The organism is Rathayibacter sp. AY2B9 (genome assembly GCF_002931595.1).
Classification (GTDB): Bacteria; Actinomycetota; Actinomycetes; order Actinomycetales; family Microbacteriaceae; genus Rathayibacter.
In genome coordinates, this window is record NZ_PSUB01000001.1 from 101,599 (window position 1) to 124,310 (window position 22,712).

Sequence of the window (22,712 nt, forward strand, 5' to 3'; positions counted from 1 at the left end):
AGGTGTTCGGAGCGCCTCCCCGGCGGCGGCCGTGGGCCTGCCTACCCTGGAGGGATGAGCAGGACGACGGACCCGAGGCCGGGCACCGGTCTGTCCGAGCGCGAGCTGCGGGTGCTCGCCTTCGAGCGCGAGTGGACGGGCCGCTCCGGGGACAAGGACGACGCGATCCGCTCCCAGTTCGGACTGTCGGCCGCCCGCTACTATCAGGTGCTCAGCGCGGTGCTCGCCTCTCCGGCCGCCCTCGCGCACGACCCGATGCTCGTCACGCGGCTGCAGCGCATCCGCGACCAGCGCGCCGGCGCCCGCGCCTCGCGACGCCTCGGGCGCCTCGAGTAGACGAGCTGCTCGAGTCCACCAACGGAAGGCCGGCCGTACCCCCGATGTCGAACACGCACCCGAGAGACCGCTTCGACGAGGTCCCGGCGACGGAGGCGCGCGTCGGCGCCCACCGCCGACCGCCGGCCCCTCACGCCCGCGCCGTCGCGCTCGCCTGGGCCGCGCTCGCCACCGGAGTCATCGTCCTGCTCGGCTTCATCGGGCTGCTGGTCATCGACGACCGGGTGCAGTTCACGGACGTGTTCACTCCGCCCACCGCGACCGCCGAGGCGACTCCGACCGCCGCCGCGACGCTCGATCCCGAGCTCGCCGTCGCCGTCCTCAACGGCACCGCCACCGTCGGACTCGCCGCCAGCGCCGGCGACGCCCTGACGACGGCCGGCTGGAGCGTCCCGACCGTCGCGAACGCGAACACCGAGGACATCGCCGCCACGACCGTCTACTACACCGACCCGGCGCTCGAGGGAGCGGCCCTCGGGCTCGTCGACTCGCTCGGAACGGGGACCGTCCTGCTCTCGCAGGACTTCGTCGAGACGGGCTCCGTCGTCGTGGTCCTGGGGGCCGATTACGCCTCCGAGCAGGGCTGATCGGGGCCCTCTGTTACGGGCACGTTTCCTCCGTGTTGAATCCCGGGCAACTCTTCCCCGCGAGGCCCTTTCCAGCACCTCCCGGGGCCGATAGCCGGATTAGTATTCCTGACCAGGCACCAGCACATCGCTCGTGCCGCGGGCATCACAGCACTGGGGAGTACAGAGATGGCGAACGGAACCGTCAAGTGGTTCAACGCTGAGAAGGGCTACGGCTTCATCACGGTCGACGGCGGCGGACAGGACGTCTTCGTCCACTACTCCGCGATCGACATGTCGGGGTACAAGGTCCTCGAGGAGGGGCAGCAGGTCGCGTTCGAGGTCGGCACGGGGTCGAAGGGCCCCCAGGCCGAATCGGTCCGCCCGGCCTGACCGCCGAGCCTCCCGGGAGCCGTCGTCCGCCTCGTGCGGGCGGCGGCTCCTTCGTGTCGGAGCGCGTGCCGGTCGCTTGCACTCGTCCACCGCGAGTGCCAGAATCGACCTTGGCACTCGCTCCGGTCGAGTGCCAGCACAGACATTTCACGACGTCCGGGAGGGACGAGAAACACACATGGCCAAGATCATTGCTTTTGACGAAGAAGCCCGCCGCGGCCTCGAGCGTGGACTCAACACTCTGGCCGACGCGGTCAAGGTGACCCTCGGCCCGCGCGGCCGCAACGTCGTCCTCGAGAAGAAGTGGGGCGCTCCCACCATCACGAACGACGGCGTCTCCATCGCCAAGGAGATCGAGCTCGACGAGCCGTACGAGAAGATCGGCGCCGAGCTCGTCAAGGAGGTCGCCAAGAAGACCGACGACGTCGCCGGCGACGGAACCACCACCGCGACCGTCCTCGCTCAGGCGCTCGTCCGCGAGGGCCTGCGCAACGTCGCGGCCGGCGCCGACCCGATCAGCCTCAAGAAGGGCATCGAGAAGGCCGTCAAGGCCGTCACCGCCGAGCTCATCGCCGGCGCGAAGGCGATCGAGACCAAGGAGGAGATCGCGGCGACCGCCTCCATCTCCGCCGCGGACCCCGAGATCGGCGCGATCATCGCCGAGGCGATCGACAAGGTCGGCAAGGAGGGAGTCGTCACCGTCGAGGAGTCGAACACCTTCGGCACCGAGCTCGAGCTCACCGAGGGCATGCGCTTCGACAAGGGCTACCTGTCGCAGTACTTCGTGACCGACCCCGACCGCCAGGAGGCGGTGTTCGAGGACCCCTACATCCTCATCGTCAACTCCAAGGTCTCGAACATCAAGGACCTGCTCCCGGTCGTCGACAAGGTGATCCAGGCGGGCAAGCAGCTGCTGATCATCGCGGAGGACGTCGACGGCGAGGCGCTGGCGACACTGGTCGTCAACAAGATCCGCGGCATCTTCAAGTCGGTCGCCGTCAAGGCCCCCGGCTTCGGCGACCGTCGCAAGGCGCAGCTCCAGGACATCGCGATCCTCACCGGCGGCCAGGTCATCTCCGAGGAGGTCGGCCTCAAGCTCGAGAACGTCACCCTCGACCTGCTCGGCTCGGCCCGCAAGGTCGTCATCACCAAGGACGAGACCACGATCGTCGAGGGTGCCGGCGACGCCGAGGCCATCGCCGGCCGCGTCGCGCAGATCCGCGGCGAGATCGAGAACACCGACAGCGACTACGACCGCGAGAAGCTCCAGGAGCGCCTCGCGAAGCTCGCGGGCGGCGTCGCGGTCATCAAGGCCGGAGCGGCGACCGAGGTCGAGCTCAAGGAGCGCAAGCACCGCATCGAGGACGCCGTCCGCAACGCGAAGGCCGCCGTCGAGGAGGGCATCGTCGCCGGTGGTGGCGTCGCCCTCATCCAGGCCGGCAAGCTCGCCTTCGAGAAGCTCGAGCTCGTCGGAGACGAGGCGACCGGCGCGAACATCGTCAAGGTCGCCATCGACGCTCCGCTCAAGCAGATCGCCCTCAACGCGGGCATGGAGCCCGGCGTCGTCGCTGCGAAGGTCCGCGAGCTGCCTACCGGACACGGCCTCAACGCCGCGACCGGCGAGTACGTCGACCTCATCGCCGCGGGCATCATCGACCCGGTCAAGGTCACGCGCTCCGCTCTGCAGAACGCGGCGTCGATCGCCGGTCTCTTCCTCACCACGGAGGCCGTCGTCGCCGACAAGCCCGAGAAGAACCCGGTCGCCGCGGGCGGCGACCCCACCGGAGGCATGGACTTCTAGTCCGGCCCCCCACCACGCAGAAGGCGGTTCCCCTCCGGGGGAGCCGCCTTCGGCGTTTCCAGAGGCATCTGAGCGAGCAGCGGGCGACCGAGCCGGCAGGTGGTCCTGGATCCGCTCCGCGACCACAACGGCGGTCCTCCTGCGGTGGCACCGTCCTCCGCGCCGCCTCGGTCTCCTCAGCGGACACCGGCACCAGAAGCGCGTGGAGTGCGCCGGTGCGGGTCGCGACGTCCGGGGTCGGGGCGGGGATGTCTTCGGCCGAACGGATGCGGACGGCGACTCTGCAAGAGCCGGCGACGCGGCATCCGTCGAGCGTCGGGTGTCATCTCCAGCGGTCCGGGCGGGCTCGCCGCCCGTTGGTCCCCAAGAGGAGAGAGTGAGCCGTGCGCGGCCGTGCGCGGCCGTGCGGGCCGGGTGGGCGAGGTCACGGTCGCTCGGGCGGATCGATCCGTGACGCTCGCGGACGTCGACGGGAGACCTCGGACCGAAGGGGCCCCCGAGGTAAGACGGACCGCGGTGCGGATCAGACCGAGGCGGGGGAGGTCTCGCCGTTCTGGCCGACCGTGAGCAACGGCAGCGCGACGCGGAAGGTCGCGCCTCCGCCCGGCGTCTCGACGACGTCCACGCGGCCCTTGTGCGCGGCGACGATCGAGGACACGATCGCCAGTCCGAGGCCGCTGCCGCCGGTCTCGCGGGTCCGCGACGTGTCCGCGCGCCAGAAGCGCTGGAAGATCTTCTCGCGGATCTGCGGCGGGATGCCCTCGCCGTGGTCGATGACCTCCAGCAGGGCGAGGCGGCGGGAGCGGTCGACGGCGACGCCGATCTCGATCGGAGTGTCCTCGGGCGTGTAGCGGACGGCGTTGCCGATCAGGTTCGTCAGGACCTGGCGGATCTTGTTCTCCTCCGCCATCACCATCGCGGGCACGCCCGGCTCCTCGGGGGCGGTGGCGGTGCCGGCGGCGATCTCCTCGGCGTTGACCCGGCGCGGACGCCGGCGGAATCGGGCGAGCCTCGCTCCTGCCGCGGCGATCGGGCCGGTGAGCCCGGGGTTCGTCAGCTCCATGGTCTGAGTGGCGGAGGCGCCGGCCTCGTCGGGCTCGAGCGCGGGCGTCTCCACGGGGGTGTCGTCGCGGGTCTCGACGCCGAAGTCGCGGTCGGGCCAGGAGGCCATCGCGTCCATCGCGGCGTCGCGGGCGAGCGGCATCAGATCGACGGGCGCGAGCGCGAGAGGCTTCGTCTCGTCGAGGCGGGCGAGCTCGAGGAGGTCCTCGACCAGACCGCCCATCCGGATCGCCTCCTTCTCGATGCGCTCCATCGCCTGGCCGACGGCCTCGGGCGTCTGCAGAGCGCCCATCCGGTACAGCTCGGCATAGCCGCGGACGGAGACCAGCGGGGTGCGCAGCTCGTGGCTGGCGTCGCCGACGAAGCGGCGCATCTGGTCGATCGTGCGGGCGCGGTCGCGGAAGGCGGAGTCGATCCGCCCGAGCATCGCGTTCAGGGAGCGGTTGAGGCGTCCGACCTCGGTGTTGGGTGTCGTGCCGTCCAGGCGCTGGCTGAAGTCGCCGTCGGCGATGGCGGCGGCGGTCTGCTCGACCTCGCGCAGCGGGGCGAAGGTGGTGGTGACCAGCAGGCGGGTGAGGAGTGCGCCGATCACGACGATCGCGACTCCGAAGCCGAGGAAGATCGTGAGGTACGTCGTCATGATGACGTCGACGCTGCGGGTCGACACCGCGAGCAGGAGCGTCTGGTACTCGGTGCCCCTCGTGAACACCGTCGACATGACGTGGTACTCGACCTTGCCGTTGGAGCTCCAGATCTCCATCGGCTTGTCGCCGCCCTGCAGCGCCTGCTCGAGGGTGAAGGTCTGCGGGAAGGCGGGGTCGGCCGCGCCGGACGCGTTCGTGTTGTCGAGCGTGCCGTACTGGTCGTAGACGGCGCCGAAATCGGCCTTGGACTCGTCGATCGCGGCCAAGTCGTTGACGGAGAGGTCGCTCGCCGTCCGCTGGACCTGGTCGGCCAGCTGTGCGTCGAGCTGGGCGACGAGCTGCGGCTTCAGCATCGTCATCGTCCCGATCCCGGAGACGAGGAGTCCCAGCGTGAGCAGGAGGACCGTGACCGCGGTGATCTTCGTGCGCAACGAGATGGAGTTCCACCGCTCGGCCAGACCCTGGTGCATGGCGGTGGAACTCCCTCGGGATCGGCGGGCGCCGCGCCTCCGGCGGGAGGTGGCGCCGAGGTGGCGGAGGCTAGGCCTTCGCGACCTTCAGCATGTATCCGAATCCTCGCTTGGTCTGGATGAGCGATTCCTCCGAATGCGTGTCGAGCTTACGTCGCAGGTACGAGATGTAGGACTCGACGATGCCCGCATCGCCGTTGAAGTCGTACTCCCACACGTGGTCGAGGATCTGCGCCTTGCTGAGCACCCGGTTCGGATTGAGCATCAGGTAGCGGAGCAGCTTGAACTCGGTGGGGCTGAGCTCCACCGGCTCGTCGCCGACGAGGACCTCGTGCGTGTCCTGGTCCATGGTCAGCTCGCCGGCCCGGATGACCGCGTCCTCCTCGGCGTGCATGGTGCGGCGGAGGATCGCCTTGATGCGCGCGACGATCTCGTCGAGGCTGAACGGCTTCGTGACGTAGTCGTCACCGCCGACGGTGAGGCCCGTGATCTTGTCCTCGGTGTCGTCCTTCGCCGTGAGGAAGAGGATGGGGGAGGTGTATCCGGCCGAGCGGAGGCGCTTGGTCACGCCGAATCCGTTCATGTCCGGGAGCATCACGTCGAGGATGATCAGGTCCGGCTCCTCCTCGAGGACTGCCGAGATGGCCTGGGCCCCGTTGCCGACCGCACGCACGGCGAAGCCGGCGAAGCGGAGGCTCGTGGTGAGCAGGTCTCTGATGTTGGGCTCGTCGTCGACGATGAGAATGCGGGGTCCGTCCATGCAGGACAGTATCTGGCCGTCGGCTGTACGGAGTCTGGGAGTCGGTTGTCCGGGCGCTCGGTGCAGGTTCGGCGGCGGGGAACGCCGGATCGGAGGCGGTGCGGCAGGAGGAGAGCGCGTCCGATCAGGGCTGCGCGCGGCGGCGCCGGACACCCACGATGAGCATCGCGATCATCATGAGGAACGCGATGGGCAGGCCCACCAGCGGCACAGCGAAGACGAACTGCCAGAACGGGCCGGCGTACTCGCGGATCCCGAGCGCGGGGGCGACCAGGATCGCGAGGAACGCGAGGACCGTCACGACGATGATCGCGATGAACATGTAGGCGAGCGTGCGCTCCGCGCGTCCGACGCCCGCCGGCTCCTGTGGCTTCACCCGTCAAGGATAGGGCGGCCCCGGTCGACTAAACTGATGGCTGCTTCATTTCCAGGAGGGGTCTGCATGCCTACCGGCAAGGTCAAGTTCTACGACGAGGAGAAGGGCTTCGGCTTCATCAGCACTGATGACGGCCAGGAGGTCTTCCTGCACGCTTCCGCGCTGCCCTCCGGGACCGCGGTCAAGGCCGGCACCCGCCTCGAGTTCGGCATCGCCGACGGCAAGCGCGGGGCGCAGGCGCTCTCGGCGCGCGTCCTCGACGCCCCGCCGAGCCTGGTGAAGCTCAACCGGAAGTCCGCGGACGACATGTCCGTGATCGTGGAGGACACGGTCAAGCTGCTCGACGGGATCGGCGCGGGGCTCAAGCGCGGCCGCTACCCCGACAAGGCGCACGGGCGCACGATCGCGGCGCTCCTGCGCCGGGTTGCGGACGAGCTGGATGCCTGACGCCGACGGCACGACCGACGAGCAGGGCCCGGTCGAGGAGACCGTTGCCGCTCCGACCCCGGAGGACGCTCGCGTGGAGCAGTCCTCGGGAGAGGGCGACTCCGGCGAGCCGGACACGACTCCTGCCGAGGAGGACTCCTCCGCCGAGGACGCGAGCGGAGCCGACGAGGAGATCGCCGCTGACGAGGCGGCTCCTGTCGACGACGCTCCCTCCGGCGAGGGTGAGAGCGACGCCGCCCTCCCGGTGACCGAGGCTCCTGGCGAGGACTCCGCCTCCGCGGAGGAGACTCCTCCGGCCGACGATGTCGCCGCTGAGGCGGGGGCTCCCGGCGCGGACACGGCTTCTGCTGCAGTGCCGGCTCCTGCTGAGGACGCGGCCCTTGCTGACGATGCGGTTCCTGCTGACGACGCGGGAACACCTGAGGACTCGGCTCCTGCTCAGGACATGGCTCCTGCTGACGACTCGGCCCCTGCTGAGGATGCGGCTCCTGCTGAGGATGCGGCTCCTGCTGAGGACGGGGCTCCTGCTGAGGATGCGACGTCTGCGGAGGATTCCGGCCCCGTCACCGACGACCGTTCCGAGGCCGACGACGACGCTTCCCCGGGGGAGGCGGACGAGGCCGCCGCGGACGAGGCTCCCGAGCCCGTCTACGAGGCGGACGCCGTGCTTGCCGGGTCTCTCGATGTCGCGCGCGCCGCGCTCGCCGAGATCGCCCCCGAGGGGACGATCGGCGAGCTGGTCACGACTCTGGCGCAGGGCGAGCACGTCGTGTCGCTGCAGTTCGCGAACCTCATGCGCGGGTACCCGGGTTGGCTGTGGACGGCGACGCTGTCCCGGATCGACGAGACCGAGGACGTGAACGTCCTGGAGGTCGAGCTGCTGCCGGGCGAGGGCGCGGTCCTCGCTCCGGACTGGGTGCCGTGGTCCGTGCGTCTCGCCGACTACCAGACCGCGCAGGACGCGCTCGGCGAGGAGGTCGAGGACGCGGACGACGACGAGCTCGAGGACGCCGAGGAAGACGACCTCGACGACGAGTCGGACGACGACTCCGACGAGGACGCGGGCGACGACGACGACTCGGATGACGACGACGACTCGGAGGACGATTCCGACGACGACGACTCGGACGACGAGGACTCGGACGAGGACGACTCCGACGACCCGGACGACGACCCCGACGACGAGGACTCCGACGACGTCGAGCCCGAGCCCGCCCCCGCCCCGACGACCCGTCGCCGTCGACGTCGCCGCTGATCCGGTCCGGCGCCGCCCGATGAGCATCGACTCCGACACCCGCATCGCTTATCCCGACGGCGCCGTGCGCTCCTCCGGGCGCGTGCAGCACGTGGGCCGGCTGGAGGACGGCCGCTGGGCGGTCGTCCTCGATGCCACCTCCGCTCACCCCGTCGACCCGACCTGGCCCGACCAGGGGCCCGACCGCGGCGCGCTGGTCGTGGCGGGGGAGCGGCATCCCCTCATCGACTGCCGCATCGGGGCGTGGCAGGGCGGCGAGCTGCACGTCGGCGAGCGGCTCCCGGCGCGGCTCGGCACTCCGGAGTGGAGCTTCGTCGTCGTCCACATCGTCGACGACCCTTCCTCACTCCACGTGGACGACGAGGTCGACGTCGAGGTCGACGCGGAGCACCGGCACGAGCTCTCCCGTGGGCACACCGCCTGCCACCTCGCCTCCCTCGCCCTGAACGCCGCTCTGGCCTCGTTCTGGTCGAAGCCGGCGCGCACCGACGCTCTCGGGAACCCGGACTTCGACCAGGCGGCGATCCAGACCTCGCGGATCCGCGAGTCCGGCTCGACCGACGTCTACCGCCTCGGCAAGTCCCTCCGACGCAGCGGGATGGACACCGCCCGCCTGCTGGCGGAGATCCTCGAGGTGCAGGAGCGGGTGAACGCCCTCCTCGCCGAGTGGATCGCCTCGGACGCGGAGGTGCGCATCGAGCGCGACGACGACCTCCTCAGCACGCGGCGGACATGGCGCTGCACCCTCCCCGCGGGGGACGCCGCGATCGCGTGCGGCGGCACCCACGTCGAGCGCCTCGGCGAGTTCACCGGCCTGCGCGTCCGTCTCGAGCCCGAGGCCGACGCCACCGGACTCCGGATGGAGACCGACGCGGTCTAGCGGCGGTTGCGGCTGTAGAACAGCCCGATCGTGCCGAGGACCAGTCCGATCACGACGGTCGACAGGACGACCGGCTCGATGACGGCTCCGACGGCCGTCGCCACGAGCACGGCCACGAGCGCGACCGCCCAGACGACGCACCCGACCAGCAGAGCCGTCGCGTCGTCGCTCGCGTAGGGCGGCGGCGCGGGCCGCCGCTCCTCCTCGCGCAGCCACAGCCGCATGGCGTGCCTCAGACCGCCAGGCGCTCGAGGACGTGGTCGATGCAGCCGAGCAGCGAGCGGACGTCGTCCGGCTCGATCGCGACGAACGTCGCCACGCGCAGCTGGTTGCGGCCGAGCTTGCGGTACGGCTCCGTGTCGACGATCCCGTTCGCGCGGAGGATCTTCGCGACGAGAGCGGCATCGACGGAGGCGTCGAAGTCGACGGTCGCGACGACCTGGGAGCGGTGCTCGGGCACCTCGACGAACGGGGTGGCGAGGCTCGAGGCCTCGGCCCAGTCGTAGATCGCGGAGGAGGACTCGGCCGTGCGCGCCGACGCCCAGGCCAGGCCGCCCGAGGCGTTCATCCACTCGAGCTGCGACTCCATCAGCAGGAGGGTCGAGAGCGCCGGAGTGTTCAGCGTCTGGTTCAGGCGCGAGTTGTCGACGGCGTTCTTGAGGCTGAGGAACTCGGGGATGTAGCGGCCGCTCGCCGCGATGCGCTCGATCCGCTCGATCGCGGCGGGGGAGAAGAGGCCGAACCAGAGTCCGCCGTCGGAGGCGAAGTTCTTCTGCGGGGCGAAGTAGTAGACGTCGGCCTCGGCGATGTCGACGTCGATGCCGCCCGCCGCGCTGGTGGCGTCGATGACGGTGAGCGCGCCCTCGTCGCCGCGGACCCGGCGGACCGGGGCCATCACTCCGGTGCTCGTCTCGTTGTGGGGCCACGCGTACACGTCGATCCCCTCGACGACCTCGACCTCGCTTCGGGACCCCGCCGGGGCGGAGACGACGTGGGCCGGCTCGAGGAACGGCGCGGAGGCGGCGGCCGCGAACTTCTGGCCGAACTCGCCGAACGTGAGGTTCTCGGCGCGGCGCTCGATGAGGGAGAAGGCCGCGGCGTCCCAGAAGGCGGTCGAGCCGCCGTTGCCCAGCAGGACCTCGTAGCCGTCGGGGATGCGGAACAGCGTGGCGAGATGCTCGCGCACGCGCCCGACGAGGTCCTTGACGGGCGCCTGGCGGTGCGAGGTCCCGAGGAGGTGCGCGCCCTGCGTCGCGAGGTGGGCGAGCTGGTCGTGCCGCACCTTGGACGGGCCGCAGCCGAACCGTCCGTCGTGGGGGAGCAGCTCGCGAGGAATGGTGAGGTCCGGCATGCGTTAATACTAGGGTTCCCGGCCCGCACCCCTCCTCCGAGCGACGGAGGCCTGCGTCGCGCCGCAGCGCCGATGCTGCGTCGTGGCGACCACTAGGGTGGAGCGCGCCGAGACGGGAAGGCTGAGATGACGGATCTGATCGACACCACCGAGATGTACCTGCGCACCATCCTCGAGCTCGAGGAGGAGAACATCATCCCGCTGCGCGCGCGCATCTCGGAGCGGCTCAGCCACTCCGGGCCGACCGTGTCGCAGACCGTCGGCCGCATGGAGCGCGACGGCCTCGTCGTCGTCTCGGGCGACCGCCACCTCGAGCTCACCTCCGACGGCCGCCGCAAGGCGATCCACGTCATGCGCAAGCACCGCCTCGCCGAGCGGCTCCTCCACGACGTCATCAAGCTCGACTGGGAGTTCGTGCACGAGGAGGCCTGCCGCTGGGAGCACGTGATGAGCGAGCAGGTCGAGCGCCGTCTCCTCGAGATGCTCGACCACCCGACGGAGTCGCCCTACGGCAACCCGATCCCGGGCCTGGACGAGCTCGGCGACACCCCCGCCTCCCGCTTCGCCGACGGCGTCATCAGCCTGCCGCGCTTCGTCGCGGGGTCGAGCGAGCCCCGCCGCGGCGTCGTCCGGCGCCTCGGCGAGCCGGCGCAGGTCGATCCGGAGCTCCTTCTCCAGCTCAAGCAGGCCGGCGTCGTCCCCGGTGCCGAGGGCGAGTTCTCGGCCCTCAACGGCTACGTGCTTGCTCGCATCGACGGCGCCGAGGCGGGCATCGAGCTGCCGAACGAGGTCGCGGCGCACATCTTCCTCGTCGTCTGATCCGCGTCTCCCTGGGAGCGGCCCGTACGGGCCCTTACCGCATCCGGTGACCGGAGGCGAACGGGAGAGCGGTCTCTTCCCGCCGAGAAGGTGACAAATCGGTAACGGTCGCTTACGCTCTGTGGAGCCCTGCGGCCGAGCCTCGGTCCCAGGGCGCGGGATCCGACGCCCCCACACCCGTCTCGGATCCTGTGCACACCGATGCTTCGTGCATGAGACGGGACAGCTGCCTGGGCTGAGGGGACGTCGGAGGATCTCCCCCTTGCCCCAGAACCCCCTCACCCCGAACGAGGACGCCGGCTCACCCGACCGGTTCCGCTCCAACCACCCCGACCGCTCCGGCGACGCGACCTTCGAGAACCGGCCCCCGGTCATCCGCGCCCGGATCCACGGGGACGCACCCGTCTCCCGTCGCGCCGTTCCCGCAGCTCCTGCCCGCCGCGCGGACATCACCGACTTCGTGCCGTCGCCGGCCGGGACCCCGCGCAAGCGCCGGGGCCGTGTCGTCGGCAAGGTCGCGATGGTCGGCTTCGCCGGCGCGCTGGTCGCGACGATGGCGCTCCCCGCCTACGCCTTCACTCCGGGCAGCCAGGACGACGGCCTGTTCGCGGCGTCGCGAGCCGACCTCCTCCGCCAGGGCTCCGCGCAGACCGTCGCCGTCGACGGCGGAGTGGTGCAGGCCGCGATCGCCCGCGACGGCTTCTCGGCCGAGGCGGCGCCCCCGCCGCCCGCACCGGAGCCCGAGCCCGTCGTGGTGGCCGAGCCCGTCGTCGACACGAGCGACGTCGCCGAGGCGCGCGCCGAGACCGCCGAGGAGTTCAACTCCTACTCCGGCGCCTCGGCCAGCGAGATCGCGGCCGCCGCCCCGACCACCAGCTACAGCCTCTCGGCGGTGTTCAACACGGCGATGCAGTACCAGGGCGTGCCCTACGTCTTCGGTGGAGCCGACCCGAGCGGCTTCGACTGCTCCGGCTTCGTGATGTACGTCTTCGCCCAGTACGGCATCTCGATGCCCCACTCGGCCGCGGGCCAGGGCGCCATGGGCACCCCCGTCTCGCTCGCCGACGCGCAGCCCGGCGACCTCGTCATCATGGACGGCCACGACGGCTTCTACGCGGGCAACGGCAACATCCTGCACGCGCCGTACGAGGGCGCGAGCGTCCGCGTGCAGCCGCTGTGGACCTCCGACTACCGGATCGTGCGCATCAACGGCTGATCCGGTCGATCCGCTCGAGAGCCCGTCCCCTCCTGGAGGGGGCGGGCTCTCGTCGTCCCGCCGTGTGAACGCCGCGTGACGAATCCGGACCGACCCCTGGTGTTCCGGGCGTGAAGGGTTAACCTGAACCCCAGTCCGCTCGCGTGGCGAGCGGATCGATTCGTCGAGGGACGGAGTGCCGGGATGGCCGAGCGGAGCGGGCGCCACAGCGTGGGGCTGCGCTCGCGCGTGCGGCCGGCCGATTCGATACGCGCGCGGGTCCTCACCGCGGCGGTGCACTCCTCCGACACGCGGATACGACTCCACGTCATCGCGCGGCACTCCGCCGCGGCCTCGCAGGGCGCCGTCATCACGACGGCGCCCTTGCTCGTGGTCGCGGCGCCTTCGCGCGACGGCGTGCGACAGCACGGAGGTCACTGATGCGCACTCTGGTTCTCAACGCCGGCTACGAGCCGCTCGCGGTGGTGTCGTTCAAGCGGGCCCTGGTCCTGCTGATGACGGAGAAGGCGACCGTGATCGCCGCGGACGAGGGCAATCCGGTGCACAGCGCGCACGGCGACCACGTGCGGCCCTCGGTGATCGTGCTGACCCGGTACGTGCGCATCCCGAGCGGCCGGAGCGTGCCGGTGTCGCGCCGGGGCGTGCTCCGCCGGGACAACCACCGCTGCGGCTACTGCGGTCAGCACGCGGCCACGATCGACCACATCCAGCCCAAGTCGCGCGGGGGCCGGGACACGTGGGAGAACCTCGTCGCCTGCTGCCAGCGCTGCAACAACGTCAAGAGCGACCGCACCCCGCACGAGATGGGATGGCGTCTGCGCACCGTCCCCCGGATGCCGCGCGCCGGCTCCTGGCTCGTGCGCGGCGCGGAGCGGACGCAGCCCGACTGGGACGACTACCTGGCTCCCGCAGCCTGACGCTGCGGAGTCGGCATCGCCCCCGCGGATATCCGATGACGACGTTCCGCCGTTCGAGTGGACGCGGTGCGAGGGGCGGGCTCGGCAAGGCGGAGGAGGAAGCGATACCGGCGGTATCGCGCCTGACGACAACGCCGCTGAGGTCGTCCCTCGCGCCGCGTCATTCGTTGTCGTTGCCGGTGTTGGCGCTGGCGTTGCCGGAGCGCTCGCCGGCCCAGGTCCAGTTCGCGACCTCGGGGATGTCCTCGCCGTGCTCGCGGGTGTAGGCGCGGGCGCGAATGCGGGCGTCCTGCATCTCCTGGCGGAGACCGGCGGCGCGGGCGCCGAGGCCGGGGGTCCGGTCGATGACGTCGATCACCAGCGAGTAGCGGTCGAGGTCGTTGAGCATCACCATGTCGAACGGAGTGGTGGTGGTGCCCTTCTCCTTGTACCCGCGCACGTGCAGGTTGCCGTGGCCGGTCCGCTTGTAGGTCAGGCGGTGGATCAGCCACGGATAGCCGTGGTACGCGAACACGATCGGGCGGTCGGGGGTGAAGACCGCATCGAACTCGCGGTCGGAGAGGCCGTGCGGGTGCTCCGACTCCGACATCAGGCGCATCAGATCGACCACGTTGACCGTGCGGATCGCGAGGTCCGGCAGCTTCTCGCGGAGGATGCTCACCGCCGCGAGGGTCTCGAGGGTCGGCACGTCGCCCGCGCAGGCGAGCACGACGTCCGGGGACTCGCCCTGCCGCTCGCTGCTCGCCCACTCCAGGATGCCGAGTCCGCGCGTGCAGTGGGCGACCGCCTCCGCCATCGTGAGCCACTGGGGCGAGGGCTGCTTCCCGGCGACGACCACGTTGACGTAGTCCACGCTCCGGAGGCAGTGGTCGTAGGTCGAGAGGAGCGTGTTCGCGTCGAAGGGCAGGTAGACGCGCACGACCTCGGGCTTCTTGTTGACGACGTGGTCGATGAAGCCCGGGTCCTGGTGGCTGAAGCCGTTGTGGTCCTGGCGCCAGACGTGGCTCGAGAGCAGGTAGTTGAGGCTCGCGATCGGGCGGCGCCACTCGATGTCGCGGGTGCCGTCCAGCCACTTCGCGTGCTGGTTGAACATCGAGTCGATGATGTGGATGAACGCCTCATAGCAGGTGAAGAGCCCGTGGCGGCCGGTGAGCAGGTAGCCCTCCAGCCAGCCCTGGCACTGGTGCTCCGAGAGCACCTCCATGACCCGCCCGGCGCGAGCCAGGTGGTCGTCGAGGGGGCTGAGCTCGGCGTCCCACTGCTTGTCGGTGGCGGCGTAGACGGACTGCAGCCGGTTGCTCGCGACCTCGTCCGGCCCGAAGAGGCGGAAGTTGGTCGGGTTGGCGCGGATGACGTCGGCGAGCCATTCGCCGAGCACCTTCGTCGCCTCCGCGACGGTGCCCCCCGGCTGCTCCACGACGACCTCGTAGCGGCGGAAGTCGGGCAGGTCGAGGGTCTGCCGCAGCAGCCCGCCGTTCGCGTGCGGGGTCGCGCTCATCCGCAGCTCGCCCTCGGGGGCCAGCGAGCGGACGCGGTCGACCACGCCGCCCTCCTCGGTGAAGAGCTCCTCGGGCCGGTAGGAGCGGAGCCAGTCCTCGAGGAGCCGGGTGTGCGCCTCCGTGTCGCGCGCGTTGGGCAGCGGGACCTGGTGCGAGCGGTAGGTGCCCTCCACCTGGACGCCGTCGATCTCGGTCGGACAGGTCCAGCCCTTCGGGGTCTTCAGCACGATCATCGGCCAGGCCGGGCGTGAGAGGTCGCCGGCGGCGGCGCGCTCCTTGATCGCCGCGATGCGGTCGAGCACCGTGTCCAGGACGTCGGCGAACCGCTCGTGCACGCGCATCGGGTCCTCGCCGTCGAAGCCGCCCTCGACGAGGAACGGCTCGTGGCCGTACCCGCGGAGGAGGCTGTCGAGCTCCTCCTGCGGGATGCGGGCGAGGACGGTCGGGTTCGCGATCTTCCAGCCGTTGAGGTGCAGGATCGGCAGGACGACGCCGTCGGTGAGCGGGTTCACGAACTTGTTGGAGTGCCAGCTGGTGGCGAGCGGGCCGGTCTCGGCCTCGCCGTCGCCGACGACCGCCGCGACCAGGAGGTCCGGGTTGTCGAACGCCGCTCCGTACGCGTGGCTCAGCGCGTACCCGAGCTCTCCGCCCTCGTGGATGCTGCCCGGAGTCTCGGGGGCGGCGTGGCTGGGGATGCCCCCGGGGAAGCTGAACTGGCGGAAGAGGCGGCGCAGCCCCTCCTCCGACTCGTCGATGTGGGAGTAGATCTCGCTGTAGGTGCCGTCGAGGTAGGCGTTGGCGACCATGCCCGGTCCGCCGTGGCCGGGACCGGTGATGTAGAGGGTCGGCTGGCGGCGCTCGCGGATCGCGCGGTTCAGGTGCGCGTAGATCAGGTTGAGGCCGGGGGTGGTGCCCCAGTGGCCGAGCAGGCGGGGCTTGATGTCCTCGCGGCTCAACGGGGTCTTCAGGAGCGGGTTCGCGAGCAGGTAGATCTGTCCGACCGCGAGGTAGTTCGCGGCGCGCCACCAGGCGTCGACCGTGTCGAGAGTGTCCTGGGTCAGCTCGGCGTCGGCGGGTCGCGCGATCCAGCTGTGCTCGGGGACGGGCAGGAGGGACGGAGCGGGGGAGTCGGCCATGTGCCCACGCTGGCATCCGGACGCCCGGGGCGGAAGGGCCTTGCAGGCCCGGCTCCGGAGGGGGTCAGCCGCGCGGCGTCGCCCGGCGGAGGACCAGCGAGCCGACCGCCGTCAGCAGGGCGGCGGGGACGAGGAGCAGAGCGGCGGCTGCGGCGGTGCCCGCGCTCTCGAGGACGTCCGTGACGACCGGCCGACCGCCGGCGAGAGTGACGACGACGACCACCGCGAGTGCCGCCGCTCCGAGGACGAGGAGGAAGGCCGTCACTCCGCGCTCCCGCCAGCGGAGGAAGACCGCGCCCGCTGCTCCGCCGAGGGCGAAGGCGGTGAGGAGCGAGCAGAGCAGGACGACGAAGCGCTCGAGCCACGGGCCGTCGAGGGGAGAGGCGAGGAAGAGCGCGCCGCCCAGCCACCAGCCCCCGGTCGCCTCCTCGATCGCCCCGAGGGCCACGACGATCGCGGACCAGAGCACGGACAGTGCCGCGAAGGCGAGGGCGCTGCCGAGGACGTGGTCGCGCCGGGTCGCTCCGTAGCTCAGCGCCAGCCCGAAGGTGGCGGTCGTGGCATGGATGGAGCCGATGAAGAGGAAGACGACGATCAGCATCCCCGGCCCCACGAGCAGGATGCCCGAGTCGCCGCCGCCCCGCTCGGCCCCGGTCCCGCGGAGGACGAGCCACCAGATCACGAGGTTGCCGGCGAGGACGGCGAGCAGGACGAGCAGCGGCCAGCCGAGGACCGTCCCGGGGTGGGCGAGGTGGAGCCTCAGGACGGAGAGGATCCTCCGCGGGGAGGCGGAGCGGCGGGCGGGGGCGGTCATGGTCGGTCCTCTCGGATCGGTGGCGGTGGTGTCAGCTGCTGCGCGGGGTGGCGCGGCGGAGGATCGCCCAGCCCGCGACTCCGGCGATCGCGGTCGGGATGAGCGAGAGGGCGTAGCCGCCCGCGTATCCGACGCTGCCGAAGAAGGAGCCGACGGCGGGCCAGTTCTCGGTGAGGGTGAGGAGGGTGATCACGGCCAGCAGGAGGGCGCCGAGGATCCCGAAGAAGAGCAGCATCCCGCGCTGGCGCCAGCGCACGTAGACCGCCGCCGTCGCCGCTCCGATGAAGAAGAAGAAGAGCAGGGCGCAGAGCACCGCGACGGCCTGCTCGCCCACGGAGTCCCCGCCGAAGTAGATCGAGCGGAAGAAGCTGCCGCCGAAGCCCCAGCCGTCGGTCGCCCGCTCCACGATCCCGAGGACCACGAAGACGCCGGTGTAGAAGACCGAGAGGGCGACGAAGGTGAGGGCCGTGCCGAGGGAGAAGTCGCGGCGGGTGGCGCCGTAGCCGAGGGCGAGGCCGAAGGTGACGTTCACCGACTGGACGGCCACGACCATCATGTAGACGAAGAGGAAGAAGGACGCGCCGGAGTAGGTCATCCCCTCCTGCGCCTCGAGGCGCTCGCCGGAGTCGAGCCCGCGGAGGATCAGCCACCAGACGACCAGGTTGCCCGACAGGATGACGGCTGTGATGATCAGCGGCGTGTAGAGGATGGTGGCGGGGTTCGCGAAGTGCAGGCGGACGATGCTGCCGAGGCGGCCGGCGGCGGTGTCGTGGCGCGTGTGGGCGCCGGTGAGGGCGGTCATTCCGAGGCCTTCCCGGTGGTGAGCTGGACGACGAGCTGCTGGAGGGGGACGGACTCGAGCTCGAGCCCGTGGCGGGCGGCGGAGGCGCGGCCGGCGTCGTCGAGCCGGGGGAGCGTGGCCGAGGCGCGGCTGCCGAGAGCGGAGCGGGCGATGACCTCGCGGCCGGCGGTGAACGACTCGACGGCGTGCCGGGGTCCGATGACCGTCGCCGCGGCACCCCGCAGCTCCTCCGCGTCGCTGTCCACGACGAGGCGGCCCCGATCGATGACGAGGACGTGCTCGAGCAGGCTGCTGACCTCGTCGATGAGGTGGGTGGAGAGGACGACCGTGCGCGGGTGCTCGGCGAAGTCCTGGAGGAGGCGGTCGTAGAACAGCTGCCGGGCGACGGCGTCCAGCCCCAGGTAGGGCTCGTCGAAGAACGTGAGCGGGGCGCGGGAGGCGAGGCCGACGATCACTCCGATCGCCGAGAGCTGTCCGCGGGAGAGCTTCTTGATCTTGCGGTCGACCGGGAGGCGGAAGTCCTCGACGAGCTCGCGGGCGAACGCCTCGTCCCAGCCGTCGAAGAACCAGGGGGCGCTGCGCAGGACGTGCTTCACCTTGAAGTCGTCCGGGTACTTCTGGCTCTCCTTGATGAAGCAGGTGCGGGAGAGGACGGCGGCGTTCTCCACCGGCGACTGCCCGAAGACGCGGATCTCGCCCGAGCTGGCGAACTCCTGGCCGGTGAGCAGCGACATCAGCGTCGTCTTGCCCGCGCCGTTGCGGCCGAGGAGGCCGTGGATGCGGTTCTCCTCCAGCGCGAAGCCGATGCCGTCGACGGCGCGCATGCGTCCGTAGTGCTTGGTGAGGTCGTGGACCTCGATGACCGCGCTCATCGCGATCCCCCTTCTGTGATCATGTCGGCGAGCTGCTCGGTGCTGAGGCCGAGCTTGGCGGCCTCGGCGAGCAGCGGAGCGACGAACTGGTCGCGGAACTGCGTGCGGCGCTTCTCGACCAGCCGGTCGCGCGCCCCCTCGGCGACGAACATGCCGATCCCCCTCTTCTTGTAGAGCACCCCGTCGTCGACGAGCAGGTTCACGCCCTTGCCGGCGGTGGCCGGATTGATGCGGTGGAACGCGGCGAACTCGTTGGTCGACGGGACCTGCGACTCCTCCGGCAGCGCGCCGTCGATGATGTCGTTCTCGATCTGCTCGGCGATCTGCAGGAAGAGCGGGCGGGAGTCGTCCACGCGGGCTCCTTCGGTGCTGGGTTGGGTGGTTAGTTGGTGTTGTAACTAACCATGGAGGCGGGAGACGTCCGTGTCAAGAGGTGCGTGCCGCTCGGTCGGCGCGACGAGGGCCGTGGCGTGCTTCGCGAGCGTTGTGGTGGGCGGCCGGTCGGCGCTTCGCGGGGGGCGGGGCACGGCGGGTACACTGGCTCCGCCAGCCTCTGTAGCTCAATGGAAGAGCGACTCCGTCCTAAGGAGCAGGTTGGGGGTTCGAGTCCCTCCAGGGGCACCAAAGTGTCGTTACTAAAACCCTCGCCAGAGAAAAACGTTGGAACGGCGCCGATCTCTGCCTCCAGGAAGCCGGTGAGGGTCCGAGCACCGCTCTTTCGAGTGGTGCTCTTTTCGTGTGAAACGAGCTGAAAGGCGGTCGAGGCAATCGTGGCGAACGGCTCGTTCAACTCGACGGTGATGGTCTCGTCCGCATGAACGAGAACACGCGCGAGGAAGACTTGATTGAAGAGCCTCTTCACGTGGTCGGGCGCCCAGCCGTAAGCGCTGGCGCACTCCGCGCTCACATCAAGGGCGAGCCCGATCGCATACTCAACATCGGCCACGTCCTGTGTCAGCCTCGCTTCGTCCCGCTCGGCGATCGTTCGCTCAGCGCGGATGCGGTCCTGCTCCTTCTTGAACAGGTCGAGCGAGATCGCGTCTGCGTAGTGAGCCTGGAGGAGCCGCAGCTGCTCGCGTTCGAGACGCTCTAAGTCCGTCTTGATCTGTGCTCGTTGTCGCTCGGCGTCGCCTCGGGTGGCCACGAGCTCGTCGTGGAACAGGCGCTCGAGGTCGGCTCGAGCTATGCGGTCGAGCCGGAGACTGTTCTTGTACTCCTCGACGATCTTCTCCTCCACGACGTGGATGAGGACGGCCTTTTGAGTGCAGTCGTTCCGCTTCGCCTGACGCGCCGAGCAGTAGAAGTAGGGGTAGATCTCGCCCGACTTCGACCGCGTCATCTGCACGATCAGCCGGTTGTGGCAGTTCCCGCAGTACACGGTGCTCTTGAGGTAGTGGTCGTGACGACGTCGGCGCTCGCCGGAGCGACGCGACTGCAGCGCGTCCTGCACCTTGTCCCACGTCTCTTGATCGATCAGGGGCTCGTGCTTGCCGGCGTAGGTCGCGCCCGAGAATGAGACCAGGCCGAGGTAGTACGAGTTGGTCAGGATCTTGTGGAGGTCCCTGTCGGTGAGCGCTCGCGACGGTATCTGCGGAGTTCGTCGAGTGGTGAGTCCTCGCTGAGCGAGTTCGAGGGCGAGCTGCGACAGGCTGACGCTCGGCTCGGTGTAGCGGTGGAAGGCCCAGGTGATGAGCGGAGCGCGGTCGGCGTCCGGGCGAACGGTTCGGCTCTCGCGGCCGTCGCTGTCGAATTCGCGGACGTTCAGGTACCCCAGCGGAGCCCGGCCTGGGGTCCCGCCTTTTTGCACCTTCTGCGTCATGCCCTTGGTGACCTCGTGCGCGAGGTTGCGCGAGTAAAACTCGGCGATCGAGGACATGATGCCGTGAAGGAGTGCACCTGATGGCGACTGGTCGATGCTTTCCGTAGCCGAGATCAGCGCGCCGGCGGAGTGGTGGACAAAGGCCGCATTGACGGCGCCGCGGTAACTGGCCCGTAGATTGAGGGCGACTAGGGTCGACAACGCGGTTCGCATCTTCGACATGGCACCCGCAGGGAGTCCACTCGCATGACGAGCGGTGCCCCCGAGCAAGTGCAGAGCGCCGCCGGAGGGTGCGGTTGCCAGTTCATTGAGCGGCGCCCTCGAGCCTCAGCACTGTCGGCTCATGACCCCCTCGAGATCTCCGACGTTGCCGTGGCAGGTGTCGCTGCTCGACCGCTCAGGTCGAATGTCTTCTGCCCCGCAATGAAGAGAGATTGGGCCGCAAGCGGCGAACGACCGCCTAAGAGGTGGGCGTCAGTCAGCCATATTTAAGCCGCTCAGTGGCCGCTAAATCTGTGCCTACTTTGGTCGTCCCAAAAATGTGAAACCAGTATTCCTGTTTCAATATCTATCATGACTGAGCCGATAACAGCAGTGCTCAGAAGCGTGTTCGTGTGCTGCGAAAGCTCGAGCCGCAACCGTCCAAAATGGCTTGGGCCGTTCTGAGCTACCGTAACTCGCGACTTTGGAAATTTGGGGAGCGTGCGTTTCCCTGGGACTTGAGTGCCGTGATGAGGAGCCAGAATAGTATCGTAGTGGGGCCGCATCCAACGACGTCTGACCAACTCGTTCAAACCCCACCTCTGCAGATCGCCCAGGTTCAACATAAGGCCGCGCTCTTCTTCGAGGACCAGACTCAGCTCGTTGTTTAACTCCTGGACTTCCGCTCTGTTCTTTCTCAAACGCCTTCGCAGCTCAGGATTGGCATCTGAAAAGGCGTCTTGCCCGTATGTCGCCAGAATATCTTCGTCTTCTGTAATTGGCGCGGATGTCTCTGTCGGCAGGTGCCCGTCGTACTCATCGCTGCCGTCGTACTCATCGCTGCCGTCGTACTCATCGCTGTCGTTGCGCATTTCCTCGTTCTCAACTTGTAAAGGATCCTCGTTTCTTTGATCGGAGAACGGTCCGGATCTGTATGCCCAATCAAGAGCGTCACCGAGTGGAGCGTACTCCTTTGCAAGTGACGCGGACTCTCTCGCAACTCGCTCAAATACTTTGCTCACCTTTCTCTCCAGCTGATGGGGCGGCCAGAGAACATTCCATGCTGTTCCGGCGGCAAAGATAGTAGCCCCAGCGTTGACCGGGTGGCGCACCAGGCTTGCCGACTTGCTTTCCCAGGATTTAGCCAGGTCCATTGCCGACCGCTCCGGTGCGCTCAGGTGGGCCGTCTGATAGGCAACTAGGGCGGCTTGTATCGGTCTCGCGACTCGTGGAAAGCCTGGATAAAAGAGGGTGACATTCACCGAGCCTTTCGACGACTGTTGCGCGAAGGCGTTGAGTCCCATCCAGTGGTCCAAATCGAAGTGCGTGACGACAACCTTCGTAGGCAGAGGAGCAATCGGGCCTAGGGCGGCCCGCAGAGCCTTCGCGGATGCTATCCCGAACCGATCGTGCAAGCTTCCGCAATCGATGACCATCGTTTCGCCGTGGCCGCGAATGACGGCGCACGCACCATCGCCTACATTTACTATTTCCACTTGCATGCGCATATGCGCCCCTCTTCGTTCATTGAACTTACATCACAACGGATCCTAAGTCACAGATCTGAATGTATTACCCCGCTACACTTCTTCGATCCGCCGCGAATATTCTTGTGCGAACGGGCGTTGACTGGCGAGACCTGGCTCGTACCAGCTCATGCGGAGAGTTACCTCGCTGCGATCCGCGCATTCGCCGCAGGGCATCCCGTCGCGAAACTGGGGGTGAAGGACGTCGCCAACCTCCAGCGTGTTTACGACAGCCTCGTTGGTTTCTGCAATGGCTTGCTGCGACGGAGGCCTGGTGAGCCATTACTTGCCAATTTTAACCCGTGGTTCCCGATTTGAGGGTGAACCGCTGCTTATCTGCATCGGTGCGGCCGACGACAACCGGAAACACGACGCCTTCACCGGTGGCCGCCTCGCGGGCGGCAGCGATGGCGAGGCTCATCGTTGATGAGAGCGACGGTCTCAGTTTCAGTCAGGTGCAGCATCCTGGGTTTCCCTCACTGTTCGCAGGTCGTTGTAGAGACCTGCCCTGGACACGGCCAAGCGCGGTGCCACGACTGGACGGGCGAGAATAGCGTCTCGCAGTGGGTCAAGTTTTGGAGTGGGGTGCGACCCGGGCGGGCGAGTATCTCGATCTGGCCAGCTGAGAGCCATACGAGAAATGGCGCCACGCGCGCGATCTTGGCCTCGACTGGATTTTGGGCACCCTGGCGTGCACCCCGCCCTCGGCATGCACGTGATAGTGAAGTAACCTGCTTGACCGTCAGATCG

Annotated in this window: 23 protein-coding genes, 1 tRNA gene and 1 pseudogene; 12 read left to right on the forward strand and 13 right to left on the reverse strand. The window is 69.1% G+C overall.

The window, feature by feature from the left end:
* Window positions 1–54: 54 nt before the first annotated feature.
* The 4 genes from C5C25_RS00540 (at window position 55) to groL (ending at window position 3,096) form a co-directional block, all read left to right on the forward strand.
* Complete coding sequence (locus C5C25_RS00540; RefSeq protein WP_104249426.1) at window positions 55–336, forward strand: DUF3263 domain-containing protein; 282 nt, start codon at window positions 55–57, stop codon at window positions 334–336.
* Between the two features lie 44 nt (window positions 337–380).
* Entirely contained in the window at window positions 381–923 is a 543-nt protein-coding gene (locus C5C25_RS00545) for a LytR C-terminal domain-containing protein (protein WP_104239069.1), read from the forward strand.
* 168 nt (window positions 924–1,091) lie between these two features.
* Window positions 1,092–1,295, forward strand: coding sequence for a cold-shock protein (locus C5C25_RS00550; protein WP_104224599.1), 204 nt, complete (start codon window positions 1,092–1,094; stop codon window positions 1,293–1,295).
* 178 nt (window positions 1,296–1,473) lie between these two features.
* The gene (gene groL, locus C5C25_RS00555; RefSeq protein WP_104224600.1) at window positions 1,474–3,096 is read left to right on the forward strand and encodes a chaperonin GroEL; all 1,623 of its coding nucleotides are present in this window, start codon (window positions 1,474–1,476) and stop codon (window positions 3,094–3,096) included.
* Window positions 3,097–3,619: 523 nt separating this feature from the next.
* Here the strand turns inward: groL and C5C25_RS00560 are convergent.
* The 3 genes from C5C25_RS00560 to C5C25_RS00570 form a co-directional block, all read right to left on the reverse strand.
* Entirely contained in the window at window positions 3,620–5,272 is a 1,653-nt protein-coding gene (locus C5C25_RS00560) for a HAMP domain-containing sensor histidine kinase (RefSeq protein ID WP_104224601.1), read from the reverse strand.
* A gap of 70 nt (window positions 5,273–5,342) precedes the next feature.
* On the reverse strand, window positions 5,343–6,032 hold the full coding sequence (locus C5C25_RS00565; RefSeq protein ID WP_055787731.1) for a response regulator transcription factor: 690 nt from the start codon (window positions 6,030–6,032) through the stop codon (window positions 5,343–5,345).
* A 124-nt stretch (window positions 6,033–6,156) separates the two neighbouring features.
* Window positions 6,157–6,408: a hypothetical protein gene (locus tag C5C25_RS00570; RefSeq protein ID WP_258061220.1), complete on the reverse strand. Its 252-nt coding sequence runs from the start codon at window positions 6,406–6,408 to the stop codon at window positions 6,157–6,159.
* 66 nt (window positions 6,409–6,474) lie between these two features.
* Between C5C25_RS00570 and C5C25_RS00575 the strand changes: the two genes are divergently transcribed.
* Genes C5C25_RS00575 through C5C25_RS00585 form a run of 3 tightly spaced genes read left to right on the forward strand, consistent with a single transcriptional unit; the run spans window position 6,475 to window position 8,990 of the window.
* Window positions 6,475–6,855 (forward strand): cold-shock protein, encoded by a 381-nt coding sequence (locus C5C25_RS00575; protein ID WP_104224602.1) that lies wholly within the window; start codon window positions 6,475–6,477, stop codon window positions 6,853–6,855.
* The gene (locus C5C25_RS16715; protein WP_258069305.1) at window positions 6,848–8,110 is read left to right on the forward strand and encodes a DUF3027 domain-containing protein; all 1,263 of its coding nucleotides are present in this window, start codon (window positions 6,848–6,850) and stop codon (window positions 8,108–8,110) included. Before C5C25_RS00575 ends, C5C25_RS16715 begins: the two co-directional genes overlap by 8 nt.
* A gap of 19 nt (window positions 8,111–8,129) precedes the next feature.
* Window positions 8,130–8,990, forward strand: coding sequence for a metal-dependent hydrolase (locus C5C25_RS00585; protein WP_104249427.1), 861 nt, complete (start codon window positions 8,130–8,132; stop codon window positions 8,988–8,990).
* Here C5C25_RS00585 and C5C25_RS00590 read toward each other — a convergent pair.
* Window positions 8,987–9,214: a DUF2530 domain-containing protein gene (locus C5C25_RS00590; RefSeq protein WP_104224604.1), complete on the reverse strand. Its 228-nt coding sequence runs from the start codon at window positions 9,212–9,214 to the stop codon at window positions 8,987–8,989. The two genes, C5C25_RS00585 and C5C25_RS00590, sit on opposite strands and share 4 nt — an antisense overlap.
* Window positions 9,215–9,222: 8 nt before the next feature.
* Complete coding sequence (serC, locus tag C5C25_RS00595; protein ID WP_104249428.1) at window positions 9,223–10,341, reverse strand: phosphoserine transaminase; 1,119 nt, start codon at window positions 10,339–10,341, stop codon at window positions 9,223–9,225.
* A 126-nt stretch (window positions 10,342–10,467) separates the two neighbouring features.
* Here serC and C5C25_RS00600 point away from each other — a divergent pair, with 126 nt between their 5' ends.
* The 3 genes from C5C25_RS00600 to C5C25_RS00615 all read left to right on the forward strand — a co-directional run bounded on the left by C5C25_RS00600 (window position 10,468) and on the right by C5C25_RS00615 (window position 13,293).
* Window positions 10,468–11,160: a metal-dependent transcriptional regulator gene (locus tag C5C25_RS00600; RefSeq protein ID WP_104224606.1), complete on the forward strand. Its 693-nt coding sequence runs from the start codon at window positions 10,468–10,470 to the stop codon at window positions 11,158–11,160.
* 262 nt (window positions 11,161–11,422) lie between these two features.
* Window positions 11,423–12,376, forward strand: a complete 954-nt coding sequence (locus C5C25_RS00605; protein WP_244229473.1) for a C40 family peptidase — start codon at window positions 11,423–11,425, stop codon at window positions 12,374–12,376.
* 419 nt (window positions 12,377–12,795) lie between these two features.
* Window positions 12,796–13,293: an HNH endonuclease gene (locus tag C5C25_RS00615; RefSeq protein WP_104224608.1), complete on the forward strand. Its 498-nt coding sequence runs from the start codon at window positions 12,796–12,798 to the stop codon at window positions 13,291–13,293.
* A gap of 160 nt (window positions 13,294–13,453) precedes the next feature.
* Here C5C25_RS00615 and C5C25_RS00620 read toward each other — a convergent pair whose 3' ends face one another.
* From C5C25_RS00620 to C5C25_RS00640, 5 genes are all read right to left on the reverse strand, one after another.
* Window positions 13,454–15,928: a phosphoketolase gene (locus C5C25_RS00620; protein WP_104249429.1), complete on the reverse strand. Its 2,475-nt coding sequence runs from the start codon at window positions 15,926–15,928 to the stop codon at window positions 13,454–13,456.
* Between the two features lie 64 nt (window positions 15,929–15,992).
* Window positions 15,993–16,742: a hypothetical protein gene (locus C5C25_RS00625; RefSeq protein ID WP_104249430.1), complete on the reverse strand. Its 750-nt coding sequence runs from the start codon at window positions 16,740–16,742 to the stop codon at window positions 15,993–15,995.
* A gap of 31 nt (window positions 16,743–16,773) precedes the next feature.
* Window positions 16,774–17,544, reverse strand: a complete 771-nt coding sequence (locus C5C25_RS00630) for an ABC transporter permease (RefSeq protein ID WP_104249431.1) — start codon at window positions 17,542–17,544, stop codon at window positions 16,774–16,776.
* Window positions 17,541–18,416, reverse strand: coding sequence for an ABC transporter ATP-binding protein (locus C5C25_RS00635; RefSeq protein WP_104249432.1), 876 nt, complete (start codon window positions 18,414–18,416; stop codon window positions 17,541–17,543). Before C5C25_RS00635 ends, C5C25_RS00630 begins: the two co-directional genes overlap by 4 nt.
* A complete protein-coding gene (locus C5C25_RS00640; protein ID WP_104224613.1) occupies window positions 18,413–18,769 on the reverse strand; it encodes a GntR family transcriptional regulator in 357 nt (118 codons plus the stop codon). Before C5C25_RS00640 ends, C5C25_RS00635 begins: the two co-directional genes overlap by 4 nt.
* 196 nt (window positions 18,770–18,965) lie before the next feature.
* On the opposite strand from C5C25_RS00640, the gene C5C25_RS00645 reads away from it, so the two are divergent.
* Together C5C25_RS00645 and C5C25_RS00650 are read left to right on the forward strand one after the other, a co-directional pair.
* Window positions 18,966–19,040, forward strand: a tRNA-Arg gene (locus C5C25_RS00645).
* A gap of 190 nt (window positions 19,041–19,230) precedes the next feature.
* Complete coding sequence (locus C5C25_RS00650) at window positions 19,231–19,509, forward strand: hypothetical protein (RefSeq protein WP_104249433.1); 279 nt, start codon at window positions 19,231–19,233, stop codon at window positions 19,507–19,509.
* A gap of 177 nt (window positions 19,510–19,686) precedes the next feature.
* Here C5C25_RS00650 and C5C25_RS16975 read toward each other — a convergent pair.
* The 3 genes and pseudogenes from C5C25_RS16975 to C5C25_RS16720 form a co-directional block, all read right to left on the reverse strand.
* Window positions 19,687–20,457, reverse strand: a pseudogene (locus C5C25_RS16975) (recombinase family protein); the annotation flags it as partial.
* Between the two features lie 275 nt (window positions 20,458–20,732).
* Window positions 20,733–21,944 (reverse strand): MBL fold metallo-hydrolase, encoded by a 1,212-nt coding sequence (locus tag C5C25_RS00660; protein ID WP_104249434.1) that lies wholly within the window; start codon window positions 21,942–21,944, stop codon window positions 20,733–20,735.
* Between the two features lie 313 nt (window positions 21,945–22,257).
* Window positions 22,258–22,383 (reverse strand): hypothetical protein, encoded by a 126-nt coding sequence (locus tag C5C25_RS16720; RefSeq protein WP_258069306.1) that lies wholly within the window; start codon window positions 22,381–22,383, stop codon window positions 22,258–22,260.
* Window positions 22,384–22,712: the final 329 nt, after the last annotated feature.

What these genes read in the sequence shown, in the direction of transcription:
- C5C25_RS00565 (WP_055787731.1), bottom strand. Translation starts at nt 6,032, where the DNA reads ATGGACGGACCCCGCATTCTCATCGTCGACGACGAGCCCAACATCAGA.
- C5C25_RS00540 (WP_104249426.1), top strand. Translation starts at nt 55, where the DNA reads ATGAGCAGGACGACGGACCCGAGGCCGGGCACCGGTCTGTCCGAGCGC.
- C5C25_RS00575 (WP_104224602.1), top strand. Translation starts at nt 6,475, where the DNA reads ATGCCTACCGGCAAGGTCAAGTTCTACGACGAGGAGAAGGGCTTCGGC.
- C5C25_RS00590 (WP_104224604.1), bottom strand. Translation starts at nt 9,214, where the DNA reads ATGCGGCTGTGGCTGCGCGAGGAGGAGCGGCGGCCCGCGCCGCCGCCC.
- serC (WP_104249428.1), bottom strand. Translation starts at nt 10,341, where the DNA reads ATGCCGGACCTCACCATTCCTCGCGAGCTGCTCCCCCACGACGGACGG.
- C5C25_RS00550 (WP_104224599.1), top strand. Translation starts at nt 1,092, where the DNA reads ATGGCGAACGGAACCGTCAAGTGGTTCAACGCTGAGAAGGGCTACGGC.
- C5C25_RS16720 (WP_258069306.1), bottom strand. Translation starts at nt 22,383, where the DNA reads ATGAGCCTCGCCATCGCTGCCGCCCGCGAGGCGGCCACCGGTGAAGGC.
- C5C25_RS00560 (WP_104224601.1), bottom strand. Translation starts at nt 5,272, where the DNA reads ATGCACCAGGGTCTGGCCGAGCGGTGGAACTCCATCTCGTTGCGCACG.
- C5C25_RS00585 (WP_104249427.1), top strand. Translation starts at nt 8,130, where the DNA reads ATGAGCATCGACTCCGACACCCGCATCGCTTATCCCGACGGCGCCGTG.
- C5C25_RS00620 (WP_104249429.1), bottom strand. Translation starts at nt 15,928, where the DNA reads ATGGCCGACTCCCCCGCTCCGTCCCTCCTGCCCGTCCCCGAGCACAGC.
- C5C25_RS00650 (WP_104249433.1), top strand. Translation starts at nt 19,231, where the DNA reads ATGAACGAGAACACGCGCGAGGAAGACTTGATTGAAGAGCCTCTTCAC.
- C5C25_RS00615 (WP_104224608.1), top strand. Translation starts at nt 12,796, where the DNA reads ATGCGCACTCTGGTTCTCAACGCCGGCTACGAGCCGCTCGCGGTGGTG.
- C5C25_RS00635 (WP_104249432.1), bottom strand. Translation starts at nt 18,416, where the DNA reads ATGAGCGCGGTCATCGAGGTCCACGACCTCACCAAGCACTACGGACGC.
- C5C25_RS00600 (WP_104224606.1), top strand. Translation starts at nt 10,468, where the DNA reads ATGACGGATCTGATCGACACCACCGAGATGTACCTGCGCACCATCCTC.
- C5C25_RS00545 (WP_104239069.1), top strand. Translation starts at nt 381, where the DNA reads ATGTCGAACACGCACCCGAGAGACCGCTTCGACGAGGTCCCGGCGACG.
- C5C25_RS16715 (WP_258069305.1), top strand. Translation starts at nt 6,848, where the DNA reads ATGCCTGACGCCGACGGCACGACCGACGAGCAGGGCCCGGTCGAGGAG.
- C5C25_RS00660 (WP_104249434.1), bottom strand. Translation starts at nt 21,944, where the DNA reads ATGCGCATGCAAGTGGAAATAGTAAATGTAGGCGATGGTGCGTGCGCC.
- C5C25_RS00630 (WP_104249431.1), bottom strand. Translation starts at nt 17,544, where the DNA reads ATGACCGCCCTCACCGGCGCCCACACGCGCCACGACACCGCCGCCGGC.
- groL (WP_104224600.1), top strand. Translation starts at nt 1,474, where the DNA reads ATGGCCAAGATCATTGCTTTTGACGAAGAAGCCCGCCGCGGCCTCGAG.
- C5C25_RS00625 (WP_104249430.1), bottom strand. Translation starts at nt 16,742, where the DNA reads ATGACCGCCCCCGCCCGCCGCTCCGCCTCCCCGCGGAGGATCCTCTCC.